This window comes from Microbulbifer maximicatervae (SeqCode) (assembly GCF_052468295.1).
In genome coordinates, this window is the sequence record NZ_CP174340.1 from 5493817 (window position 1) to 5515378 (window position 21562).

Below are 21562 nucleotides of genomic sequence, written 5' to 3' on the forward strand. Positions count from 1 at the left end.
CCTGTTGATATAAAAAGACTTTTTTAGGTTTTTGTGTTTTTTTGTTTTCTTAATGGTGTCCGCAAAAAGTGTCCGGTGTCCGCCTTGTCCGCGGTCGGACGGCAGTGGACAGTTCTGATATTTGTCAGAGGAAAAGTGGGGAGAGGGAGGCTGCGCCATGCGGGGTTACTGCCGTTTATGGTAGAGTGCGCGGCCTTTTTTTGATCAATCTCAATTTAATTAGCTGTCTCCTATGTTTCCTTCGCTGCTCTCATCGACCAAAGCCGACTGGTTCGGCAACATACGTCGGGATATTCTTGCCGGCCTGGTAGTGGCCCTGGCTTTGATACCCGAAGCCATCGCTTTCTCGATCATAGCGGGCGTTGACCCCAGGGTCGGGCTCTACGCCTCTTTCTGTATCGCTGTTGTGATTGCATTTGTCGGCGGTCGCCCGGGAATGATCTCCGCTGCCACCGGGGCCATGGCTCTGCTGATGGTGACCCTGGTGAAGGAACACGGGCTGCAATATCTGCTTGCGGCAACCTTATTGACGGGGGTACTGCAGATTATTGCGGGTTACCTGAAGCTGGGGAGCTTAATGAGTTTTGTCTCCCGGGCTGTGGTGACAGGGTTCGTCAATGCCCTGGCAATATTGATATTCCTGGCGCAAATGCCGGAATTGATCGGCGGCACTTGGGAAGTCTATGCAATGACTGCGGCGGGTCTGGGGATTATTTACCTGTTCCCTTATATCCCCGTGATTGGCAAGGCTGTGCCATCACCGCTGGTGTGTATTCTGCTCCTCACCGCAGTGGCAGTGACTATGGGGTTGGATATTCGCACTGTCGGCGATATGGGTGAGCTGCCGGATACTCTGCCTGTTTTCCTCTGGCCTGAAGTTCCACTTAACTTTGAAACCTTACAGATTATCCTTCCCTACTCCGCAGGTCTGGCCGTAGTGGGCTTGTTGGAATCCCTGATGACGGCGACGATTGTCGACGACCTGACGGATACTACCAGTGACAAGAACCGTGAGTGTAAAGGTCAGGGTATTGCCAATATTGCTGCGGGTACCCTGGGTGGTATGGCTGGCTGTGCCATGATCGGCCAGTCTGTTATTAATGTGAAATCCGGTGGCCGCGGCCGTCTTTCCACTCTGGTGGCCGGTATCGGTCTGCTGACACTGGTAGTGTTTATCAGTGACTGGGTTGCTGTGATCCCCATGGCGGCGCTGGTGGCAGTCATGATTATGGTCTCTATCGGCACCTTTGACTGGGGCTCCATCCGCAACTTGAAGCACTACCCACTCTCTACAAATTTGGTAATGCTGGCCACTGTGGTTGTGGTAGTGTGGACTCACAACCTGGCCTATGGTGTATTTGTCGGTGTGCTATTGGCATCGCTCTTCTTTGCCAACAAAGTCAGTCACTTTATGTATGTGAGCAGCTCCCTGGATGAAAAGCAGAGTCGCCGCACTTACAAGGTCATTGGGCAGGTATTTTTCAATTCAGCCGATAAGTTTACCGCTTCATTTGATTTCAAAGAGGTGGTGGATACGGTGGTGATCGACCTCAACCGCGCGCATTTCTGGGATGTTTCCGGGGTTAATGCGCTGGATAAGGTGGTGCTTAAGTTCCGCCGCGAGGGAGCACAAGTTGAACTGGTAGGACTGAATGAGGCCAGTGAAACGATCGTCGACCGTTTTGGCGTACACGATAAGCCCGAGGAAATTGAGCGGGTTCTTGGAGGACATTGATGGCCGTAAGCAACAGCGAAAATAACAATGAGAACACAGGTAATGGCGGCAAGGCGCCATTGATACTCTCTTGTATCGATGGCTCTCATTACACTGGAGCGGTGTGTGATTACTCGGCCTGGCTGGCCAGGAGCCTGCAAGCACCGTTAAAGCTGTTGCACAACATCGAAAGAAGCAGTGTCCCTGCGGTAACCGATTTTACCGGCAGTATTGGCCTGGGAAGTCAGGAGGAGTTGCTGGAAGAGTTAACTGCGCTGGAGCAGCAGCGGGCGCAGTTAATGGTGCAGCAGGGCAAACTGATGCTACAGGCCGCCCGCAGCCGTGCCGAAGACGCCGGTGTGCAAAATATCAAAGCCTGCCAGCGTCACGACAGCCTGACAGAATCAGTGGTGGAAATGGAAGACTCCATTCGCGCGCTGGTGTTGGGAATTCGCGGTGAAGAGCACGGGGATTCTGAGCGTGGACTTGGCGCTCACCTGGAGACAGTAGTGCGCTCACTGCACAAGCCGATTCTGGTGGTCAATCGGGACTTCACAGAGCCCAGCAGGGTGATGCTTGCCTACGATGGCAGTGAGGCCTCGTGCAAGGCATTGGCGATGGTTGCAGAGAGCCCATTATTTCGCGAACTCTCCTGTCACCTTGTCTATGTAGGGCCCGCTGAAACTGCGGAGAATTTGCTGGCTGAAGCCTCGGCCAAACTGGATTCTGCAGGACTCACTTGCACTGCCAGTAATCTCACCGGCAATACCGTTGAAGCTTTGGTGGCCTACCAAACCGAGCACCAGATTGACCTAACCGTGATGGGAGCTTTCAGTCACAACCGCCTGCACGACCTTCTGATGGGAAGCATCACCGTAAAAATGTTGTTGAAAGCCCGCCAGCCTCTGTTGCTGTTACGCTAGAAGCCCCTTCGCTTCCCTCTTAGAGTGCCAGTGCCGCTTCCCGGGGGCTGGCAAACCAGCGTAGGGGTTCTGCCTCATCGGGTAGCCTTAAATCGTAGAAATGGGCTTCGCGACCAACTTTGCGAAGCTCTTTTTCTCCCATCATTAAATAGCTCTTAAGATCTAAGTTGCAACGGTTTTCCTGCTCTTGTTGCGTGTCTTTCTCAGTAAATGTCAGCTGAGAAATATCAAGTGATGTCCTCATTTTCTTATCCTGATATCGCCATACGCCGGTGAGTGGGTCAAAACGGTAAAACGGCAACAATCTCCAGCCGTAGTTGGCGACCAGGGCCACTGCCTCCAATAAGTATTCGAAGACCTCCTCGCTGATAAAATAGTTAAAACTGAGTCTTATCCAACCGGGTCTCAGTACCTTGTGACCTTGCAGGATTTGTTCTTCCAGGGATTTACTGTGGGCCATATCGATGCCCAATAAAGCGTGCCCATAGGGACCGGCACAGGAGCAGCCTCCGCGAACCTGAATACCAAATAGGTCATTGAGCAATGCCACCGCAAAACCGTAGTGAAGGTCCTTATTGCTCCATTTAATTCGCAGGGAGATGATGGATAGTCGCGCGGAGTCAGTATTGCCGAGTATCTCAATGGCCTCTTCCTCCGACCAGCGTTGCAGTGCCCGCTGTAAAAATTGGGTTTCGCGTCGACCAATCTCTTTTGCGCCCACCGTCTGTTGAAGTCTGAAAACCATACCGGCCCTGATCGACTCGATAATGGCTGGAGTGCCGCCCTCTTCACTGCGCTCGGCGTCTTCCAGATAGCGGTGATCTTCCGGTGTGACATAAAGGACGGTACCGCCTCCCGGTGTAGCAGGTACCGAGTTTTTCAGCAGGTCTTCGTGTACAACCAGAATACCTGGAGTGCCGGGTCCTCCGATGAATTTGTGCGGGGAGATAAACACGGCATCCTTTTGGTAGTGGCTATCCGGCGTTGCTGGCCCTTGCATATTAATTTGCACATAGGGTGCTGCGGCGGCGTAGTCCCAAAATGATAAAGCTCCGTGTTTTTTAAGGAGTGCAGTCACTGCCTCTACATCTGTTTTGATTCCGGTTACGTTAGAGGCCGCAGAAAAACTGCCGATTTTGTGTAGTCTATGGGCATGGGCGCGCAGTTCTGATTCCAGTACTTCAAGGTCAAGTTTGCCACTTTGATCCAGTGGAATAGCGATTAAATCGGCAATGCTCTCTCGCCAGGGGAGTTCATTGGAATGGTGCTCGTATGGGCCGATAAAAATAACCGGGCGATCATGTTCGGGAATTCTACTTAAGAGCTGGTGTTGCCTATCCAGGTCTGCGGGCAGGCGCAAGTTGAGAATATCGATCAATTTGTTGATCGCGGCTGTTGCACCAGAACCACAAAAAATCACTTTATGGTTATCGCTGGCGTTGACTGCCTGACGAATTTCTTCACGGGCCTGCTCCCGTAGCGCGGTGGTATGGGCACCTGTATAAGAACTCTCGCTGTGGGTATTGGCATAGAAGGGCAGTACCTGCTGGCGGATAGTCTCTTCGATAAATGTCAGCGCACGACCGGAAGCTGTGTAATCGGCGTACACCAGAGGACGTTTTCCAAACGGCGTTACGATTGCTTGCAATTCGCCGATTACCGAGTCGCGGATGTGCTTTATCAGGTCTGTCATAATTTCCTTTCCCCTGTTTTGTGGGGCTCACTTTAGTCCCGAATGCTTGAAACAATGTCTCTACTTGTATCTTTTATTGTGTAATTTATGAATGAATGTGCCGATAATAGGATTTAAATCGTAAAAATGTGCCATAAGGCGTCATTTTGTGTGATTGGGCGAGGCGGGGACTGAGTGATGACTGAAGGGTTAAGCAAACTGGATAGGGCAATACTCGAGCTGTTGCAGGCTGATGCGACCCTGTCAGTGGGGGATATTGCCGAGCGGGTTGGGATGTCCAAGTCGGCGTGCTGGCGCCGCATTCACCGCCTTGAGAATGAGGGGGTGATTTGCGACAGGGTTACCCTCCTCGATCAGCAAAAACTGAACTTGCCGCTGACGGTCTATATTTCAATTCGTACCAACCAGCACAACGATCAGTGGGCCGCCCGTTTTAGCGAACTGGTACAGGAGGTGGCTGAAATTCTTGAGGTCCATCGTATGAGTGGAGATTTGGACTATCTGATCAAAGCGGTAGTCACCGATATGCCTGGCTACGATCGTCTCTATAAGGAACTGATCAAGGCCGACCTGTTTGATGTCAGCTCCAGTTTTGTTATGGAGACGATGAAGCAGACAACCCGTTTGCCGCTAAATCATGCAGTGTCGAAATAGGGGTGGACTCTAGCCGCGTCGATTACTCCACCAGTGGCGCAATCGGGTTTCTCCCAGAGCGCTGTCACCCGGGGGGGCCTTAAGGCTGTTGCGAATCTCACTCCAGGCGTTGGAGTTCAACCACAGGTTCAGGGCGAGTACCACCAGCATGGTGGTGATAGAGCCGAGCCCCGCTAGCAGCATGTCTTTCTGCGCATCCCAGATGTCTCCCTGAGAGCCGAGGAAAGCTGCGCCCAATTCTGGAGAGACAGCTTTTGCCGCTTGCCACTCGATGATTTCGTAGATTGATGAGAGCGCAAAAGTCACGTCTACCGGGAAGAAATAGGCCCAGAATCCACGTAGCTGCGCCAGGCGCACAAGAACCTCTCGCACCGGATAGGCCAGGAGAAGGCCAAAGCTGAAATGCACCAGGCGGTCGTACATATTGCGATCGGAGCCCAGCCATTCCTGCAAGGTGTAGCCAAAAGGCGTTTCGGCATAGGTGTAGTGAGAGCCGATCACATGAAGGCACATGAAGATGGTGATCAATGTATAGGAGATATTCGATAAGGGAAAACTCCGTGCACTGATCAAAATGATCGGTAGAGCGGCAAATACCAGATAGTTCTCCAGCAACCAGTCATCGGGGTGCAGGGGGTTCCAGGCAGACCAGGCCCAGGTAATGGCAAATGTGGTCAATAAGAACAGGCGGAACCAGTGTTGGCGAAGGAAAATCTGCATATGTTTGGCGCCTCTACGTCGGGCTAGAGATTGGCGCCAGGATACACCATTAGAGGGGAATAGGAATTGCGTTGAATTACGGTCCGCTAATGCAATGCCGCGCGGTGTGGGAGTGCGGCGGTAATCGCGGCTTCCTCGTCGAGTAATTCAGATAGCCTCGCTTCCACTTTTTCGCGGGGGAAGTACTCCAGGGCAAGTTCGACAAATAGTTCGTGGTGGCGAGCTTCACTATCGGTGATGACCTGGTAGAAGGTCTTCAGGGGGCCAGCTGGCAGTGCATCAGTCACCAGTCCAAAGCGCTCGCACCCCCGCGCTTCGATGATCGCTGCGGTGAGCAGGCGGTCCATCAAGTATTCATCGGGCCCCTGGCGAATCAGTTGGCGCAGGGTGTTGATATACGGATCTTTCGCATCCGGTGCCTGGTAGATCCCTCGATCATGCATAATCTTGATAACCTGGCGGAAGTGGTTCATTTCTTCCAATGCCAGGTTGATCATGGCTTCCACTAAAACGGGCTTGTCGGGATAGTGGGAGAACATGGATACCGCCATGCCGGAGGCCTTTTTCTCTGCGGCAGCATGGTCCTGCAGGAATCGATCAAAGTCGGCGAGCACCACTTGAGCCCAGGGTTTGGGGGTGTGAAATCGCAGTTCAAACATAGTCGATGGCGGTTAGTGCAAAGCGTCAGTATACCGCCACCGGTTCACTGCTCTAGAGCGTTATTGCTCCGGGGTAGAGTCAGCTGGCAATTCTGCGTTCGCGAACCTCCCGCTCTTGTTGAGTAACAATTCGGGCCTGTTCCAGGGACATGCCGGCCTTTGCATGAGGGGTGGGCTTGCCATTTGCGTCCAGCGCGACAAAAACAATTTGGTCCACTTGCACAATCAGCTGTTGTGACTGTTTGTTGCGAACCTCGCAGTGGACTGTGAGCGAGGTTTGGCCGATACCAACCACCTCGAATCCAAACTCCACCACATCACCGCAGCAAGCGGAGCTGACGAAGTCAATTTCCGACATCAGTTTGGTGACCAGCATTGGAGTACCCATCTGACAGCCGGCAAAGATTGCTGCTTCCTCATCAATCCAGGACAGTAGCTGTCCGCCAAACAGGCGCTGGGCGGGATTGAGGTCTCCGGGTTTCACACAGTGTCGCGAATAGTATTTCACTCTGACCTTCCTAACTTACTACAGGTTTAACAACGCTCGAGCCATCCCTGGCTTGCTGTATGACAGCGAAAAGCTTCCTTCACTGGTGAGACTGCATACAGCGTGCCAAGCCAGAAAAAGCGCAGTTGATGAATTTTCCTGCGGAAATATGTCAATTAGCCCTTTTGTGGCACCGGCTTGGCGCGACATTAATCACTGTAGCCCCTTTTATGTGCAGGAAAGTCAGGAAATATCGATTTCCTGTTTGGGTTTTGAACAGGATATGGCGCTTTGGCCGGGATAGTAGATATTTTGGACGTCATCTATCGATTGTGGGAAATACCGCTATGGGACTCCTCGGCGACAGAGATTAGAATGGCCCACGAACCTGACCCAGGCGTCGCACCCACGACCTTGGGTTGATAGTTCTCCGGAGCGCCACCAGCGTATCTGTAATCAGGTAACAACGATTCCCAAAAGACGAAGGGAGAGACTGTAAGGATGATTATCCAGCCGAAAGTACGCGGTTTTATTTGTACCAATGCCCACCCGCAGGGCTGCGCTGCTAACGTACGCGAGCAGATTGAGTATATTCAGTCCCAGCCAGCGGTCGAAAATGGGCCCAAAAAGGTGCTGGTGATAGGTGCCTCCACAGGCTACGGCCTGGCATCACGAATTACAGCTGCTTTTGGTTGCGGCGCAAGCACCCTTGGTGTGTTCTTCGAGAAGCCGCCTACTGAAAAGCGCACGGCTTCTGCGGGTTATTACAATTCCGCAGCTTTTGAGCAGGAGGCCCACAAAGCGGGGCTTTACGCAAAGAGTATCAATGGCGATGCCTTTTCAGATGAGGTGAAAGCCCAGACTGTAGAGATGATCAAAGAAGACCTCGGTCAGGTTGATCTCGTGGTTTACAGCTTGGCATCCCCGCGTCGCACAGATCCGAAAAGCGGTGAGCTGTATAGCTCTGTACTCAAGCCCATTAACAAATCTTACACTGCCAAGAATCTGAACACTGACAAGCTGGAGATCTCCGATATTACTCTGGAGCCGGCGAGCGACGAAGAGATCGCAAATACCGTCAAGGTTATGGGTGGTGAAGACTGGGAACTGTGGATGCAGGCCCTCGGTGATGCCGGGGTATTGGCTGATAACTGCAAAACTGTGGCTTATACCTATATCGGTGAAAAGTTGACCTGGCCGATTTATGGTCATGCGACTATCGGTAAAGCTAAAGAAGACCTCGATCGCGCGGCAAAAGCGATCACCGATAACGGTAAGGCTGCGGCTAACGTTGCCGTTTTGAAGGCGCTGGTGACCCAATCCAGCTCTGCTATTCCGGTGATGCCACTCTATATCTCTCTTGCGTACAAAATCATGAAAGAAGAGGGGACTCATGAGGGCTGTATCGAACAGCTATACCGCCTCTACACTGAGGGGCTTTATACCGATACTCCACGTCTTGACGATGCGAGCCGTTTGCGTATGGATGAGAAAGAGCTACGCCCTGAGACCCAGGCTAAGATTGAAAAATTGTGGCCTGAGGTAACTGCTGAGAACTTGTTTGACTTGACTGACTTCAAGGGCTATCAGGCGGATTTCCTCAAGCTGTTTGGATTTGGTGTTGATGGCATTGATTACGATGCAGACACCTCACCCATGGTAGATACCAAATTCGGCTGATTTTATGCGGGACTCCATTTGGGAGTCCCGTTTCCCCTTCCGTAACGCACTCCTACAACTCTTCCTAGCAAAGCTGCATAATCCGGTTTTTCGGTTTATGGGGGCTTTTCAATGGAGTATCGCCAACTCGGCACCACCAACCTTAAGGTCAGCCAGATTTGCCTGGGCACCATGACTTATGGTGAACAAAATAATGAAGCTGAATCCGCTGAGCAACTCGACTATGCAATATCTCAAGGGGTTAACTTCATTGATTGCGCGGAAATGTATCCCGTACCGCCACGGCCAGAAACCCAGGGCCGAACTGAGGAATATATCGGCAACTGGTTGGCTGCGCGAGGAGGCAGGCACCAGGTTGTTGTCGCAACTAAAGTGGCGGGCCGCAGTGCCGCCAATTCAGGTGTTGGCCATATTCGCTCGGGTCCCCGTCTGAACCGAGAGCAGATTTTGCAGGCTTGTGATGATTCCTTAAAACGGTTGCGCACTGACTATATCGACCTCTACCAGGTCCACTGGCCTGAAAGGCAAACTAATTTCTTCGGGCGCCTGGACTATGTCCACGGCAGCGACGATGGTGTGCCTATAGCTGAAACATTGGGCGCGCTCGAGGAGTTGGTTGAGCAAGGTAAGGTTCGTCATATCGGTGTTTCCAATGAGACTCCCTGGGGTATGTTTGAGTACCTGCAGCAGTCGATTGCCTATGGAAAGCCAAGGATTGTATCGATTCAAAACCCCTACAGTCTTTTAAACAGGGCTTTTGAAGTTGGCTGCGCTGAAATTGCTATTCGCGAGAGGTGTGGCCTATTGGCGTACTCCCCCCTCGCATTTGGGGTTCTTTCGGGTAAGTACCTGGGGGGAAGGAAGCCTGAGGGGGCGCGACTTACTCGCTATGATCGCTTTCAGCGCTACGCTGGAGAGCGAACCCTGGCTGCGACCCAGGCCTATGTGGATTTGGCCCGGGAGTTTGGTCTGGACCCTGCGCAGATGGCACTGGCATTCGTGAATCAGCAGCCATTTGTTACTTCAAATATCATTGGCGCCACAACTATCGAGCAATTGCGTTCCAATATTTCCAGCGTTGAAATTACCCTGGATGGTGAGCAATTAGCGGCTATCGAAGCTGTACATCAGGGGAATCCCAACCCGGCGCCCTAAAAGAGCAGAGTCTGAATTCTATTGATGAAAGCCTGTGATGCCTCTGAAAGCCCCGCAGGAATAATGCGGAATGAATCAGGGGCTGCCCAACTATAATTGGGGTAGTCGCCATGAAAATATGGCTGCCAGAATAGATAGCGGTAATCGTTATGGAAACTACTGGACATCACACACTGAAGGACTTGTTTTCCCAGTTGGGGCTGGCGTCTGAAGATGCACAGATCCATGAATTTCTGGTCACTCACTATTTGCACCGTCACGAGAAGCTTTCCTCCGCCTCCTTTTGGAGTGATGGGCAACGAGAGTTCCTGGAGAATGCCATCTTGGATGATTCGGATTGGTGTGTCGCAGTGGATGAGTTGGACACCCTATTAAGGCACTGACCTCCTGTGGCTGTTACGCGCTCCCCGCTCTGTTCGCATAGGGTATACTACGTCGTTTTCAACCGACTTAGGTTGCGCCTCGGCGCCACACCCTGATATAGATCTGATGGAAAAACCCCGATTTCGCGCGGCGCTGCTGCATCCTCGCTACTGGCTGATCTGGCTGCTTTTTGCACTATGGTTTTTGATCGCGCAACTGCCCTATCGCTGGCAGTTGGCCATGGGCCGTGCGTTTGGCCGCCTAATGCTAAGAGTAGCTACCAGCCGGCGCACGATTGCTGAACGCAATCTCGCGCTGTGCTTCCCCGAGCTGGGGGAAGATGAGCGAGATGAACTTCTTAGGCGTAATTTTGAGTCCAGTGGTATCGCTTTGATGGAAACTGGCATGGCCTGGTTTCGCTCTGCAGCGTGGTTACGGAAACGCTTTACCTTTGAAGGGCTGGAAGCCCTTCAGGCCATCCAGGCCCAAGGCCAGGGCGTTCTCCTGATGGCCATGCATTTCACTACCCTGGAAATCGGCGCCGCCATGATGGGGATGAGTATTACTCTCGATGGCATGTATCGGCCGCACAAAAATCCGGTTTATGACTACATGCAGCGCAAGGGGCGAGAGCGCCATACTGAGAATGGCAGTGTTTATCAGCGTAAAGATGTGCGCGGGGTATTGCGAGCCCTGCAGCACGGGCGTGCGGTCTGGTATGCTCCGGATCAGGATTATGGGATTAAGCAGGGGATCTTTGCTCCTTTCTTCGATGTTCCGGCGGCGACTGTTACGGGAACCTCACGGTTCGCCAGGGTAGGCAAGGCCAAAGTGGTGCCCTATGTGGTGACACGACTGGATGATGGCTCAGGTTACCGTTTGAAGATTTACGATCCTATTGATCAGATCCCTTCGGGAGATGAGCTGGAAGATGCCATTTTGGTGAACCAGTTTATCGAAGCGCGTATTCGCGAGGCCCCAGAACAATACATGTGGGTGCATCGCCGTTTTAAGACCCGTCCTGAAGGGGCAGAAAACGTGTATCACGGGGTACGCAAAAAGAAACGCAAAAGAGTGGCGAGCTAGTCGCACTGGCGCAGATACCCTGGCCTAAGTAACATACTGAACTGACTCTGGCGGTGGTATTCCGGGTGGAGTGCAAAAAATAAGGAGTGAGGATGTTAACCGGTAGTATGGTGGCCCTGGCCACCCCAATGTACGCAGACGGAAGCCCGGATTGGGACAGCCTGCACAACCTCGTTGAGTGGCATATCGAGCAGGGGACCCGAGCACTGGTTGCGGTGGGGACTACCGGTGAATCTGCAACCTTGGACTTCAATGAGCATATTGAGGTTATTCGACGTGTTGTGGACCAAGTGGCAGGTCGAGTGCCAGTGATTGCTGGAACTGGCGCAAACTCTACTTCTGAAGCGATTGACCTTACAGAGAATGCCGCCCGATGTGGTGCAGATGCCTGCCTGCTGGTTACACCTTATTACAATAAGCCCACCCAAGAAGGCCTCTACCAGCACTATCGTGCGGTGGCCAAGGCTGTCTCCATTCCCCAAATTCTCTACAATGTTCCCGGCCGCACAGCAGTTGACATGTTACCGGAGACGGTACAGCGCCTGGCGTTGGTCGGCAATATCGTAGGCATCAAGGAAGCCACCGGTGATCTGGAGCGGGCTAAGGTTTTAATAGATACTCTGCCCGAAGGGTTTGCCGTTTACTCTGGCGACGATAGTACCGCGGTTGAACTAATGTTACTGGGTGGTCATGGAAATATTAGTGTAACCGCTAACGTGGCCCCCGCAGCAGTGGCCCAAATGTGTGAAGCTGCGCTGGCCGGTGATGCGGTGACTGCACAGACAATTGACCAGAGAATACAAATATTGCACAAAGTGCTGTTTTTGGAGTCCAACCCGATACCGGTGAAATGGGCTCTCCGGGAGATGGGTCGTGTCGACGGTGGAATACGCCTGCCTCTGACAAGTTTATCCCCTGAGCACCACGGAACAGTGCGCGAAGCTCTGCGCAGTGCCGGTGTACTCTAAACCCGCGAACTGAGAATTAACCAGGATAGCTTTAATGAAAAAATTGACCGTTGGAGCCGGGCTCTTTATCTCCAGTATTACGCTGGCAGGGTGCGGTGTGTTCGGCAACGATGGCTATTTCCGCGATCGCAGTAATGATTACCAGCATGCCGATAGCCTGACGCCTCTGCGGATACCTGAAGGTGTTAATACCAAGCACCAGGAGGAACTCTATGAGATCCCGCAGATTGCAGGAGAGCAGCTGGCCCAGGGGGATTTTGAAGTTCCGCGTCCTCAAGCGCTTTCAGTGAATGCGGGTCTGGAGAAAGTAAAGATTCAAAAGCTCGGCGGAAATCGCTGGGTGCTGGTATCCCAGCCTCCTGAAGAGGTGTGGCCCCAGTTGCACCAATTCCTTCGCAGCTCAGGCTTGAATATAGAAATGTCAGATGCCAATGCGGGTGTGATGGAAACTGCCTGGATGGCCTTTAAAGAGAGCCCTGACACTAAAGATAAGTATCGCTTGCAGGTAGAAACCGGCGTGCAACCCGATACGACAGAGATTCATGTACGCCACTTGTCTGTGCCTTCTGCAGCCCCGGTTGGCGGTAGCGTTAATTGGCCTGATCGCTCTTCGAGCCCTGAGCGTGAAGGGTGGATGATTGATGAAATGTCCACGGCACTGGCGTCAGAAACAGCTGCTGCTACAGCGTCTTTGGTTGCCCAGGCAATTGGTAGCAGCTCACTTAAGGTCCAGTTGAGGGAGCCTGCTGGTCACGAGCCCTATATTGCAATGGGGCTCGAAATGGACCGGGCTTGGGCTACTGTCGCTCATGCTGTGAATTCCGGTGCTTATCGCCTGCACCGTGAAGATTCCGATATTGGACTTCTTTACGTCACCTACGATGAAGATCGTGCACTTGCTTCTGATGAGGAAGATAGTGACGGAGGCTGGTTCTCCTGGGGTAGCAAGAGCGATGAGGATGAGCTGGCAGAGAGCGCTGATCAGGTAAGCCTACAGCAGATCTTGGCTGGAATTGATATGACTGAGGGAGCTGAACCTGCTCTCTTCAAGGAAATCAAAGGCCTGGGAGTCGAGGCTGCTGCGAGCGAGGCTTATCCCGGCTACCTGATTGTTATTCGTGGCAATGACGATGAGATTGAAGTGCGTGTGCGCGATACTCGCGGACAGCCGCTTTCAAAGAATGAAGCTTCCCAGCTGCTTCAATCTATCCAGCAGAACCTTATTTAATGGGCCTGCGCTTCGCCTCTTTGGGAAGCGGCAGTAAAGGCAATGGAACAGTGGTCGCCAGTGGCGACCATTTTCTTTTGGTTGACTGCGGTTTTACCATCAAGGAAACCGAGCGTCGTATGGCGCGGCTCGGTATGTCTCCCGCTGATATTTCTGCGATTGTGGTTACCCACGAACACAGTGATCACCTTTCCGGTGTGGGCCCGCTTGCGCGCAGGTATGGCCTGCCCGTTTACCTGACGCCTGGTACTTTTAAGGCGCGTGATATTGGCAAGTTACCGGAGTTGCACTTAATTGAGGGGCACCAGCCTTTTGTTGTCGCTGATATTCAAGTAACCCCGGTCGCGGTTCCCCACGATGCCCGTGAGGCGGCGCAGTTTGTGTTTCGCTATCGCGGTAGCAGTCTGGGCTTGTTGACGGACTTGGGGACTATCACCCCTCATGTTGAAACGCACTTTGGTGATTGTGATGCCTTGGTTCTAGAGGCAAATCACGACCCTCTGATGCTCGCTCAAGGACCCTATCCACCTTCGTTGAAGAGACGCGTTGGAGGTGCCTATGGCCATCTGAGTAATCAGCAGGCTGCTGGCTTTCTACAGCGCGTTGGCTATGAACAGCTACAGCACTTGGTAGTAGCCCATATCAGTGAAAAAAATAATAGCCTTGCTCTGGCAAAGGAGGCCCTGGCAGAGGTTGCCGAAACAGTGGAGAGCTGTATTTTTGCCTGTCAGCAGGAAGGGTTTGACTGGCTTACAGTGGAAAGCCGAAGCTAAGGTCGCTAACTATCCCCAGCTTATATCTGTTTAAATGCGACAAAATTGTTTGTCGTATTTAAACGGGGTGGGCTATGGAAATACTACTGGTTTATTTGTTGGTCGGTGCCGCTGCTGGAACTATTGCCGGACTATTTGGCGTAGGTGGTGGCCTGATCATTGTCCCTGCCTTGGTTTTTGTTTTCACCGCTATGGGGATATCCCCTGAAATCCTCACCCACATGGCTGTGGGTACCTCCCTAGCAACAATCATTGTCACTTCAATCAGTTCAGTGCGCGCCCACAACAAGAAAAGGGCGGTGGACTGGAAGATCTTTGGGATTATGGTCCCCGGTATTTTGGTTGGCTCTTGGATCGGAGGCGCAACGGCTGAATTACTGCCTGGAGCCTGGTTGCAGTTGTTGATCGGCATTTTTGCGATTGTGATCGCGGTGCGCATGTGGCTGAGCGGTATTCGTCACGCCCAGGTAGCTGAAGGGGCTGGAAACCTGCCCGGTGCGCCCGCGCTGGTCTCTGCGAGTGGAGTGATAGGTTGGGCATCTGCGATTTTTGGTATTGGTGGCGGTTCATTGACGGTGCCATTTCTGTCCCACTGTCGCGTACAAATGCAGCGGGCTGTCGCTACGTCTGCTGCGTGCGGGCTACCCATCGCCATCGCCGGCGCCCTCAGTTTTGTCTACCAGGGGTGGAATAACGAACTGCTGCCTGAGTGGAGCAGTGGCTATATTTACTGGCCGGCCTTTGTCGGTATTGTTATCACCAGTACCCTATTTGCCCGTTTCGGCGCAAACCTCGCCCACCGGCTTTCAGCGAAAATGCTGAAGCATTGTTTTGCGCTTTTACTGTGTGTGATCGGCCTGCGTTTTATCTGGTTGAATATGGGGCTGCTGCAAAGGTTGATTTAATCGCGCCTATAGGGGCTCAACAGTAGACCAATAAAAAAGGCCACTGCAATGCAGTGGCCTTTTGGGTTTTGCGTCATTGCCGCGATTAGCGGATACCGCACATTCCTTTTTTCAGGAACGGGGAGATGATAATCATCAGAGCACCCACACCGAGGCCCCACCACATCAGATACTCATACAAACTGGTATAAGTGGTCAGGGTTGAGGCCAGGTCTGTGGCTTCACCCTGGGGAACGGCAGCCATCTTACCGATTCGCGTTGCAACGGTTTCAGATAGGGCGGTTGCCAGGAACCAGGTACCCATGCTGACGCTGACCACTTTACCAATGGACAACTTGGTTACAGCAGACAGGCCAACAGGGGACAAGCACAGCTCACCGGAGGTGTGCAGCAGATAGGCCAATACCAGCCAGATCATTGCAACCTTGCCCGCCTCTGTGGGGAACTCCGCACCGAGAACCAGGGCGCCAAAGCCGAGGCCAGCCTGGATAATACCGAGGCCGAATTTTACCGGGGTGCTGGGTTCCCAGCCGCGCTTGCCGAGCCATACCCACAGGGCGGCGAACGGAATCGCCAGGAGCATGATAAAGCCAGCGTTCAAGGAGCCGAACATGGAAGCGCGAACTTCGCCATCGCCGATAGAGCGATCCAGTACGCGGTCTGCATAGAGAGTCATGGAGCCGGCAGACTGTTCGAACAGCGCCCAGAATACGATGGTGGAGGTAATCAGAACCATCAATACCACAGTGCGGGAGAACTCTTCGCTATAGTGACGAACAAAGCCATAGCCAATAAAGCCAACCAGTGCCAGCAGCATTCCGCCGAGCCAGATGTCATTGCCGCTAAATGCCCAAATTAGGCCGAGGGCAGCGGTGAGCGCAGCCATACCGATAGCAATAAAGTCTTTGCCTTTATTGTCTTTGTACAGCATGGAGAACAGGATCAGGCCGACAATTGCCACGATAAGAAGGCTGTTTTGCGCAAGGTGAACGGCGGGCTCACTTTGTACGAGGTACCAGACCGCACCCAAAGACAGGATGGCGCCAAGGTACACTGCCCACTCTTTGTTGATAGGGCCGAGGGCTTTCTCTTTGAGCACTTCGGGGCGGCTTGGCTCTGCCAGGCCATCCAGGTACTTTTGTCCCCAGACGAAGGTGATCAGGCCGAATACCATGCCGATACCAGCGAGGCCAAAGCCATAGCCCCAACCATAGGTTTCACCAAGCCAGCCACACAGTAGAGTGGCGATGAAAGAGCCGACATTAATACCCATGTAGAAAATGGTAAACCCGGCATCGCGACGGGAGTCATTTTTTGGATATAGCTGACCTACGATTGTAGAGATATTAGGTTTCAGGAAGCCTACGCCAACAGTGATCAGGGCCAGAGCCATAAAGAAGACTTTGAGCGCAACAACATCCTGAATAACCACTTTTTCTGTCAGGGTGGTGCCAGCAGCGATGACAGTGCCATCGTTTAATGTGATTGCCTCACTGAGGACGGTACCGGCGGCGTAGGAAATCGCCTGGTGACCTTCGACAGCCATCAACAAGTGTCCAAGGCAGAGCAAAATACCGCCGAACAGCACAGCTTTTCTCATGCCCAGGTAGCGGTCAGCCAAAAGCCCACCAATCAGGGGGAGGGCATAAACGAGACCAGCGTAAGCCCCGAGGACATCATAGCCAGCACTGTCAGTAAAGAGGTGATACTTTGTGAGATAAAGTAGCAGTAAGTACTTCATCCCATAGAAAGAGAAGCGTTCCCACAGTTCTGTCGCAAAACAGATGTAGAGACCCTTGGGGTGCCCAAGCAACTCGCCTGAGCTAGGTGTGGCCGCCGTGGTGACGTCCGCGACATTAGAAGACATAGAGGTTCCTCTGTCTGTAATAGTTATTGGGGAACCTCAGGCAAGGCTAGTCATGCAAGGGGGGAGCAAGACTGGGCGTCCAGAGTTTCCAGTACAACGGGCAGAGTTTACCAGCTGTCTATTTAACAGGCGAACTGTAGTGAAGGGATTTATATAAATGGCAACAGGGTACTTCTATTTACGTTAAATTGGTGTTAAATCCCATAAGGCTAAAAATATTGAGGGGAAAATAACGATGAAGGCCTCACTAGCTTTTATTCTGGTCCTGTTTGCTTCTGGTTGTGCCCAATTTCCTCCTAAATATTCCGGGGCTGTCGATGTGAGTAACGTCCTAAGTGGGCGGGCTATCCTCAATCGTCCAGTTTTACTGGTTGAGCTGCCCAATGAGGATCTCCTGGGTCTTGACGCTGATGTATTGGCCTATTTGGATACTATCGCTCCTGCAGAGTCTCCGTCTAAACGGCTTCAGTCTTTAGTGGACGGCTATGGACGAGGTGACTTCCATGTCGAATATGACCCCAACAGTACTTTACCAGCGAGTAAAACTTACCAGCTACAGCGGGGTAACTGCCTAGCGTTTACCTTAATGATGGTTGCTATGGCTAGGGAGCTGGGTGTGGAGGCCTATTTTAATGAAGTGGATGTACCTCCGGTTTGGGGGCAGGATGACCTTGAGGTTTTTACCGTCTACCGTCATGTCAATATGGTTTCTGAGCATAGAAACAGACGACGAGTGATTGACTTTAATCTGGCAGTCTACGATCCAATTTATAAGCAGCAAAAGCTTGAAGACAGCACTGCGTTTGCCCTTTACTACAGTAACCGGGGGGTGGAGTTGATGCGTACGGGAGACAAGGAGCGAGCATTTCTGTATCTGCGCAAGGCGTTACAGTTACAGCCGGAAAGAGGGGACCTTTGGTCAAATTTAGGGGCTTTCTATAGCTATTTCGACCTTATTCCTGAAGCTGAACAGAGCTATCTGCATGCATTGCAGCTGCAGAGAGGTAACCTTGTTGCGGCGAGTAATCTAGAGAGGCTTTATCGAAAAACAGGTAGGGAGAGGTTGGCTGATGACTTTGCGGGCCGTGTCCGTTATCACCGCAATAGGAACCCTTATTACCTTTATTATCAGGCGCGGGAAGCCTATGAAAACAATAAATTTAAACTCGCTGAAAAACGACTTCGAATGGCCTTGCGGGCTGATCAGAGTGATCATCGATTTCATTTTCTATTGGGATTAATCCGGTATCAGCTTGGTGATTTAGCGGCCTCTAAGAAAAGTTTTACGGAAGCGTTTTCACTAGTTAGTAATTTGGATGTAAAAAATAGATATATGAGTAAACTGGCCCTTTTGCTGAATACTGAGGATTAGGTTCAGCGGCTATTAGTTTGTACAGGGTTAGTTTATCAGCAATAAAAAAAGGCGCCGAAAGGCGCCTTTTTTGACTTAACTTGAAAGTCAGGACTTAGAACTGGTAAGTAACCCCAGCCCAGGCATAGCGGCCCTGGTAGTCATATACACTATTAGTATCGAAGCTGTTAGCACCATTGATCGCAGTATAAGATGGATCTCGATCTGTAACATTGTCGATGCCGGCCGTTAAGCGCATAGCTTCATTGACATCCCAACCTGCCTTCAGGTTCAAGTAAGTATGGGATGGCATGTCTAAATCGGGGCTGTGGCCATCGCCAATATATTGAATATCAGCACCAAAGTCCCAGTTGTCCGCGTACCAAGTTGCGCTGGCTAGGCCTCGCCACTTGGTATAGGCTCCAGAGGAATTTTCGATTCTGTCAAAGTAATCGGTAGTACTACCAGTTTGTGAATTCTGTTCCTCGTACTCAAGCAGACGAGTAGCCTGCCCTCTCAATGCTAGTTTGCCAGCGTCGTAGTAGAAGTTCTGCACTACGTCGATATCAATGCCGCTAGTATTGATCTCACCAATATTCATTTTAGCGCCATTAACGCTGATGATGTCTCTGTCATTTTGGCGAGTTATAAGATTACAGGCTGCTTCAACGCCATCGCGGTAGCAATCGTCCAGAATCTGCTGCAGGTCAGCAGACTGAATAGCGTCCTCAACATTTATATTGAAGTAATCCAAGGTGATGGAAAGGTCTTCAGTAAAGGAGGGTGTCCAAACAATACCTGCGGTAAAGCTAGTGGACTCTTCCGGCTGCAAATCGGCATTACCCCCGATGTTTACTGGAAGCTGGCTGCCAACCTGGGTATAGGTTTCCGAAACATTTTGAGAGTCACAATATTGGCCGCGACCCTTCTCGTTATTGTCGCTGGTATCGCATGGATCTTGAAGTGAGGGGTAACTTTGTGCGTTACCGCTGTACAATTCATAGATTCCGGGCGCGCGGAAAGCGGTCGATAGACTAGTACGGAAGCGTAAGTTTTCTGTTGGGGCGTAAACTGCGCCAATTTTGTAGGTTGCTTGACCACCAAATGTGTCGTAGTCAGAATAACGCACCGCAGCATCGACCGACAGCTCTTCTGCGTATTTAATTCCAGACAGAATTGGCAGGTTAAATTCTGCAAAAACTTCAGTTACTGAGAAGTCACCGGATGTAGCATCCTGTTGGTTGGCAAATGTTGAACCGCTTTGTGTTTCTTCACTAGGGTTAAATTCACCTGATTCTTTACGGTATTCAACGCCTGAGGCAAAACCTAACGCACCGCCTTGGAACTGAATGGCTTCGATGTCACCGGTCAGGCTGGCACCGAAATTGATCATTTCATATTCGTTATCTTCGCGATCTGTATAGCCAATGTAATCGGCTACTTCATCACTCAGACCGCCGAAGAATTGAATGTCTTCCTCAGCAATGCCACTGGTGCCGTCTAGAATCTCCTGTATTTTTGTCTTGCTGATGGAGTTCGCTAAGGTGTTTTCACCTTCATTTCTTCCGTAGCTTAAGAAGGTGTCCCAGCCCCAACCATTTTCCAGGTCACCGCGTGCGCCACCGAGGATACGGAAGGTTTCAGTTTTTTGCTCCGAGTCGCGGTTTCCAGTATCTACCGGTCGAACAAGAATGGTGGATACGCCTGCAGCCCAAGGCTCTAAAGGTTCTTCACTGCCATCAGGATTGGCAGCCCACTCTGCGTGAGCGGCTTCATAAGCGGCCAAAAGCTCCTCATAATCCTCGTTGGATTCTTGCCACACCTGTTCCAATTGCGACTGAATTTCGGTGGGAAGGTCGTCTACAGTTAAGGCTAATCCAATACCAGTGTACAAGGGCTGGGCGGCCATTTGCTGATTGGTAGTTTTAACGGTATAGGAGCCTTCCCCGTAAAGTTCGATAGAATCTGTAATGGAGAAAGTACCGCTTCCTGTAAGGCTCGTGCGCTCCATAGCGCCGGATAGCCACATGTGTTGACCAATATCGTAAGGCGTGTAACCACCGAGTTCGGAAGCGCCTTCGTTAAGAGTGTAAGCTTCATCACCGTAGTCGGTGAATAATGCCCCTGTGGCGGCCGTGGGGCTCGTGAGTCCTGCCCAGTCACGGTCTTCGTAGGTAATTTCATCGCGCTTGCTATGGGTTAAGTTACCAATAAATTGACCGCGTTCGAACTCCTTGCCAAAAGTGATGGAAATTTCACCATTCTCCCCGCCCCCAGCTTCGGTTGCGCCGGCACGGGCATTAACACGCACGCCTTCGAAAGAATCTTTTAGAACTACGTTGATAACACCTGCTACAGCGTCTGAGCCGTAAACAGCGGAAGCACCATCAGTCAGTACTTCAATACGGTCGATCATATCTACAGGAATATTGTTCATATCCACTGCGGAGGACACGCCAGAGCTGGAAGATACGAAACGACGACCGTTAACGAGAACCAGGGTACGTGCAGAACCCAGGTTGCGAAGGTCTACAAATGAAAGACCATCACCGCCGTTGTTGTCATTTGCATTGATACCAGTGGTACCCATAGAAGGAAGTTGGTTCAGCAGCTCATCAATGGTGCCTACACCGGAGCGTTGGATCGCTTCGGAATCAACCAGAGTAATTGGACCTGTAGTGGATAGCGGGTCACGAGCGATGCGTGATCCGGTAACAATTACTTCTTCTACTTCTGCGCCAATCTCAGCAGACTCTTGGGCAAAAACGCCAGTGCTGGCGAGGGTGCCCAGAGCAGCGATGGCTATGCTCAATTTGGTCTTAATCATAGTGGAACCTTCTTATACTTAAGGTGCTTATAATGCTTTTTATGATATGGGTTAAAAACTGTCGAAGCTGACTTTAATGCATTGAGGGTAAATATGGAACTTTTCCGATGAGTTTTTGGTCGACTTATGAACAATTCCGCTCAATATGTTTAGAGCATTTGGGTTGTTTTTTAGGCAGTACTTGGATTTTATTCCTTAAAGCTGGTGCTTCAGGCAAGTTGAAGCCTATTTATAGCTTTAGCGTAGTATGAGATTTTTTATCTGAAAAATTGAGCAAATTACGATCACACCCCTTTGCCATTGAAGGTCTTTTGTGAGGGGATGAGCAAGTTCTAGATAGTGAACCTCCTGTTGGTAACCCACCGTTCTCCAATAAGCTTTGCTTTACTGATTTACGATCTCTTCCGGCTTCTCAATGCTCGGTAGATTGGCTCAAGATAGTACTTACGAAATGTCGGTGCTTGAGGACTGATGAGTTTTAGGGGGGGCCAATCAACCGTTGTGAGCTG

The 21562-nt window shown here is 51.4% G+C and carries 18 protein-coding genes; 12 read left to right on the forward strand and 6 right to left on the reverse strand.

Annotated elements, in window-relative coordinates:
• The first annotated feature begins 232 nt into the window (after window positions 1-232).
• Both ACJJIQ_RS24400 and ACJJIQ_RS24405 read left to right on the forward strand, forming a co-directional pair.
• On the forward strand, window positions 233-1735 hold the full coding sequence (locus ACJJIQ_RS24400; RefSeq protein WP_445363268.1) for a SulP family inorganic anion transporter: 1503 nt from the start codon (window positions 233-235) through the stop codon (window positions 1733-1735).
• Window positions 1735-2637: a universal stress protein gene (locus ACJJIQ_RS24405; RefSeq protein WP_413664448.1), complete on the forward strand. Its 903-nt coding sequence runs from the start codon at window positions 1735-1737 to the stop codon at window positions 2635-2637. The genes ACJJIQ_RS24400 and ACJJIQ_RS24405 overlap by 1 nt, the downstream gene beginning before the upstream one ends.
• A 19-nt stretch (window positions 2638-2656) precedes the next feature.
• Here the strand turns inward: ACJJIQ_RS24405 and ACJJIQ_RS24410 are convergent, their stop codons facing one another.
• Complete coding sequence (locus ACJJIQ_RS24410; RefSeq protein ID WP_445363269.1) at window positions 2657-4330, reverse strand: aminotransferase class V-fold PLP-dependent enzyme; 1674 nt, start codon at window positions 4328-4330, stop codon at window positions 2657-2659.
• Between the two features lie 177 nt (window positions 4331-4507).
• Between ACJJIQ_RS24410 and ACJJIQ_RS24415 the strand changes: the two genes are divergently transcribed.
• Window positions 4508-4984, forward strand: a complete 477-nt coding sequence (locus tag ACJJIQ_RS24415) for an Lrp/AsnC family transcriptional regulator (protein ID WP_445363270.1) — start codon at window positions 4508-4510, stop codon at window positions 4982-4984.
• 9 nt (window positions 4985-4993) lie between these two features.
• On the opposite strand, the gene ACJJIQ_RS24420 is transcribed toward ACJJIQ_RS24415, so the two are convergent.
• The 3 genes from ACJJIQ_RS24420 to ACJJIQ_RS24430 all read right to left on the reverse strand — a co-directional run bounded on the left by ACJJIQ_RS24420 (window position 4994) and on the right by ACJJIQ_RS24430 (window position 6871).
• Complete coding sequence (locus tag ACJJIQ_RS24420) at window positions 4994-5704, reverse strand: DUF2238 domain-containing protein (RefSeq protein WP_445363271.1); 711 nt, start codon at window positions 5702-5704, stop codon at window positions 4994-4996.
• 86 nt (window positions 5705-5790) lie between these two features.
• The gene (locus tag ACJJIQ_RS24425; protein WP_445363272.1) at window positions 5791-6363 is read right to left on the reverse strand and encodes a tRNA-(ms[2]io[6]A)-hydroxylase; all 573 of its coding nucleotides are present in this window, start codon (window positions 6361-6363) and stop codon (window positions 5791-5793) included.
• A gap of 79 nt (window positions 6364-6442) precedes the next feature.
• Window positions 6443-6871 (reverse strand): acyl-CoA thioesterase, encoded by a 429-nt coding sequence (locus ACJJIQ_RS24430; RefSeq protein WP_108731868.1) that lies wholly within the window; start codon window positions 6869-6871, stop codon window positions 6443-6445.
• 480 nt (window positions 6872-7351) lie between these two features.
• Between ACJJIQ_RS24430 and fabV the strand changes: the two genes are divergently transcribed.
• From fabV to ACJJIQ_RS24470, 8 genes are all read left to right on the forward strand, one after another.
• Window positions 7352-8530, forward strand: coding sequence for an enoyl-ACP reductase FabV (gene fabV, locus ACJJIQ_RS24435; protein WP_445363273.1), 1179 nt, complete (start codon window positions 7352-7354; stop codon window positions 8528-8530).
• 111 nt (window positions 8531-8641) lie between these two features.
• A complete protein-coding gene (locus tag ACJJIQ_RS24440) occupies window positions 8642-9685 on the forward strand; it encodes an NADP(H)-dependent aldo-keto reductase (RefSeq protein ID WP_445363274.1) in 1044 nt (347 codons plus the stop codon).
• Between the two features lie 149 nt (window positions 9686-9834).
• Complete coding sequence (locus ACJJIQ_RS24445) at window positions 9835-10068, forward strand: DUF2789 family protein (RefSeq protein ID WP_413664456.1); 234 nt, start codon at window positions 9835-9837, stop codon at window positions 10066-10068.
• 106 nt (window positions 10069-10174) lie between these two features.
• Window positions 10175-11134, forward strand: a complete 960-nt coding sequence (gene lpxL, locus ACJJIQ_RS24450) for an LpxL/LpxP family Kdo(2)-lipid IV(A) lauroyl/palmitoleoyl acyltransferase (protein ID WP_445363275.1) — start codon at window positions 10175-10177, stop codon at window positions 11132-11134.
• A 92-nt stretch (window positions 11135-11226) separates the two neighbouring features.
• The gene (dapA, locus tag ACJJIQ_RS24455) at window positions 11227-12102 is read left to right on the forward strand and encodes a 4-hydroxy-tetrahydrodipicolinate synthase (RefSeq protein WP_445363276.1); all 876 of its coding nucleotides are present in this window, start codon (window positions 11227-11229) and stop codon (window positions 12100-12102) included.
• A 34-nt stretch (window positions 12103-12136) separates the two neighbouring features.
• On the forward strand, window positions 12137-13330 hold the full coding sequence (locus tag ACJJIQ_RS24460) for an NlpB/DapX family lipoprotein (protein ID WP_445363277.1): 1194 nt from the start codon (window positions 12137-12139) through the stop codon (window positions 13328-13330).
• Window positions 13330-14103, forward strand: coding sequence for an MBL fold metallo-hydrolase (locus ACJJIQ_RS24465; protein WP_108731875.1), 774 nt, complete (start codon window positions 13330-13332; stop codon window positions 14101-14103). Before ACJJIQ_RS24460 ends, ACJJIQ_RS24465 begins: the two co-directional genes overlap by 1 nt.
• Window positions 14104-14177: 74 nt before the next feature.
• Window positions 14178-15008, forward strand: coding sequence for a sulfite exporter TauE/SafE family protein (locus ACJJIQ_RS24470; RefSeq protein ID WP_445363278.1), 831 nt, complete (start codon window positions 14178-14180; stop codon window positions 15006-15008).
• An 85-nt stretch (window positions 15009-15093) separates the two neighbouring features.
• On the opposite strand, the gene ACJJIQ_RS24475 is transcribed toward ACJJIQ_RS24470, so the two are convergent.
• Window positions 15094-16875, reverse strand: coding sequence for a peptide MFS transporter (locus ACJJIQ_RS24475; protein ID WP_413664461.1), 1782 nt, complete (start codon window positions 16873-16875; stop codon window positions 15094-15096).
• 235 nt (window positions 16876-17110) lie between these two features.
• Here ACJJIQ_RS24475 and ACJJIQ_RS24480 point away from each other — a divergent pair, with 235 nt between their 5' ends.
• Window positions 17111-18247: a tetratricopeptide repeat protein gene (locus ACJJIQ_RS24480; protein ID WP_445363279.1), complete on the forward strand. Its 1137-nt coding sequence runs from the start codon at window positions 17111-17113 to the stop codon at window positions 18245-18247.
• A 94-nt stretch (window positions 18248-18341) separates the two neighbouring features.
• On the opposite strand, the gene ACJJIQ_RS24485 is transcribed toward ACJJIQ_RS24480, so the two are convergent.
• A complete protein-coding gene (locus ACJJIQ_RS24485; RefSeq protein WP_445363280.1) occupies window positions 18342-21053 on the reverse strand; it encodes a TonB-dependent receptor plug domain-containing protein in 2712 nt (903 codons plus the stop codon).
• Window positions 21054-21562: the final 509 nt, after the last annotated feature.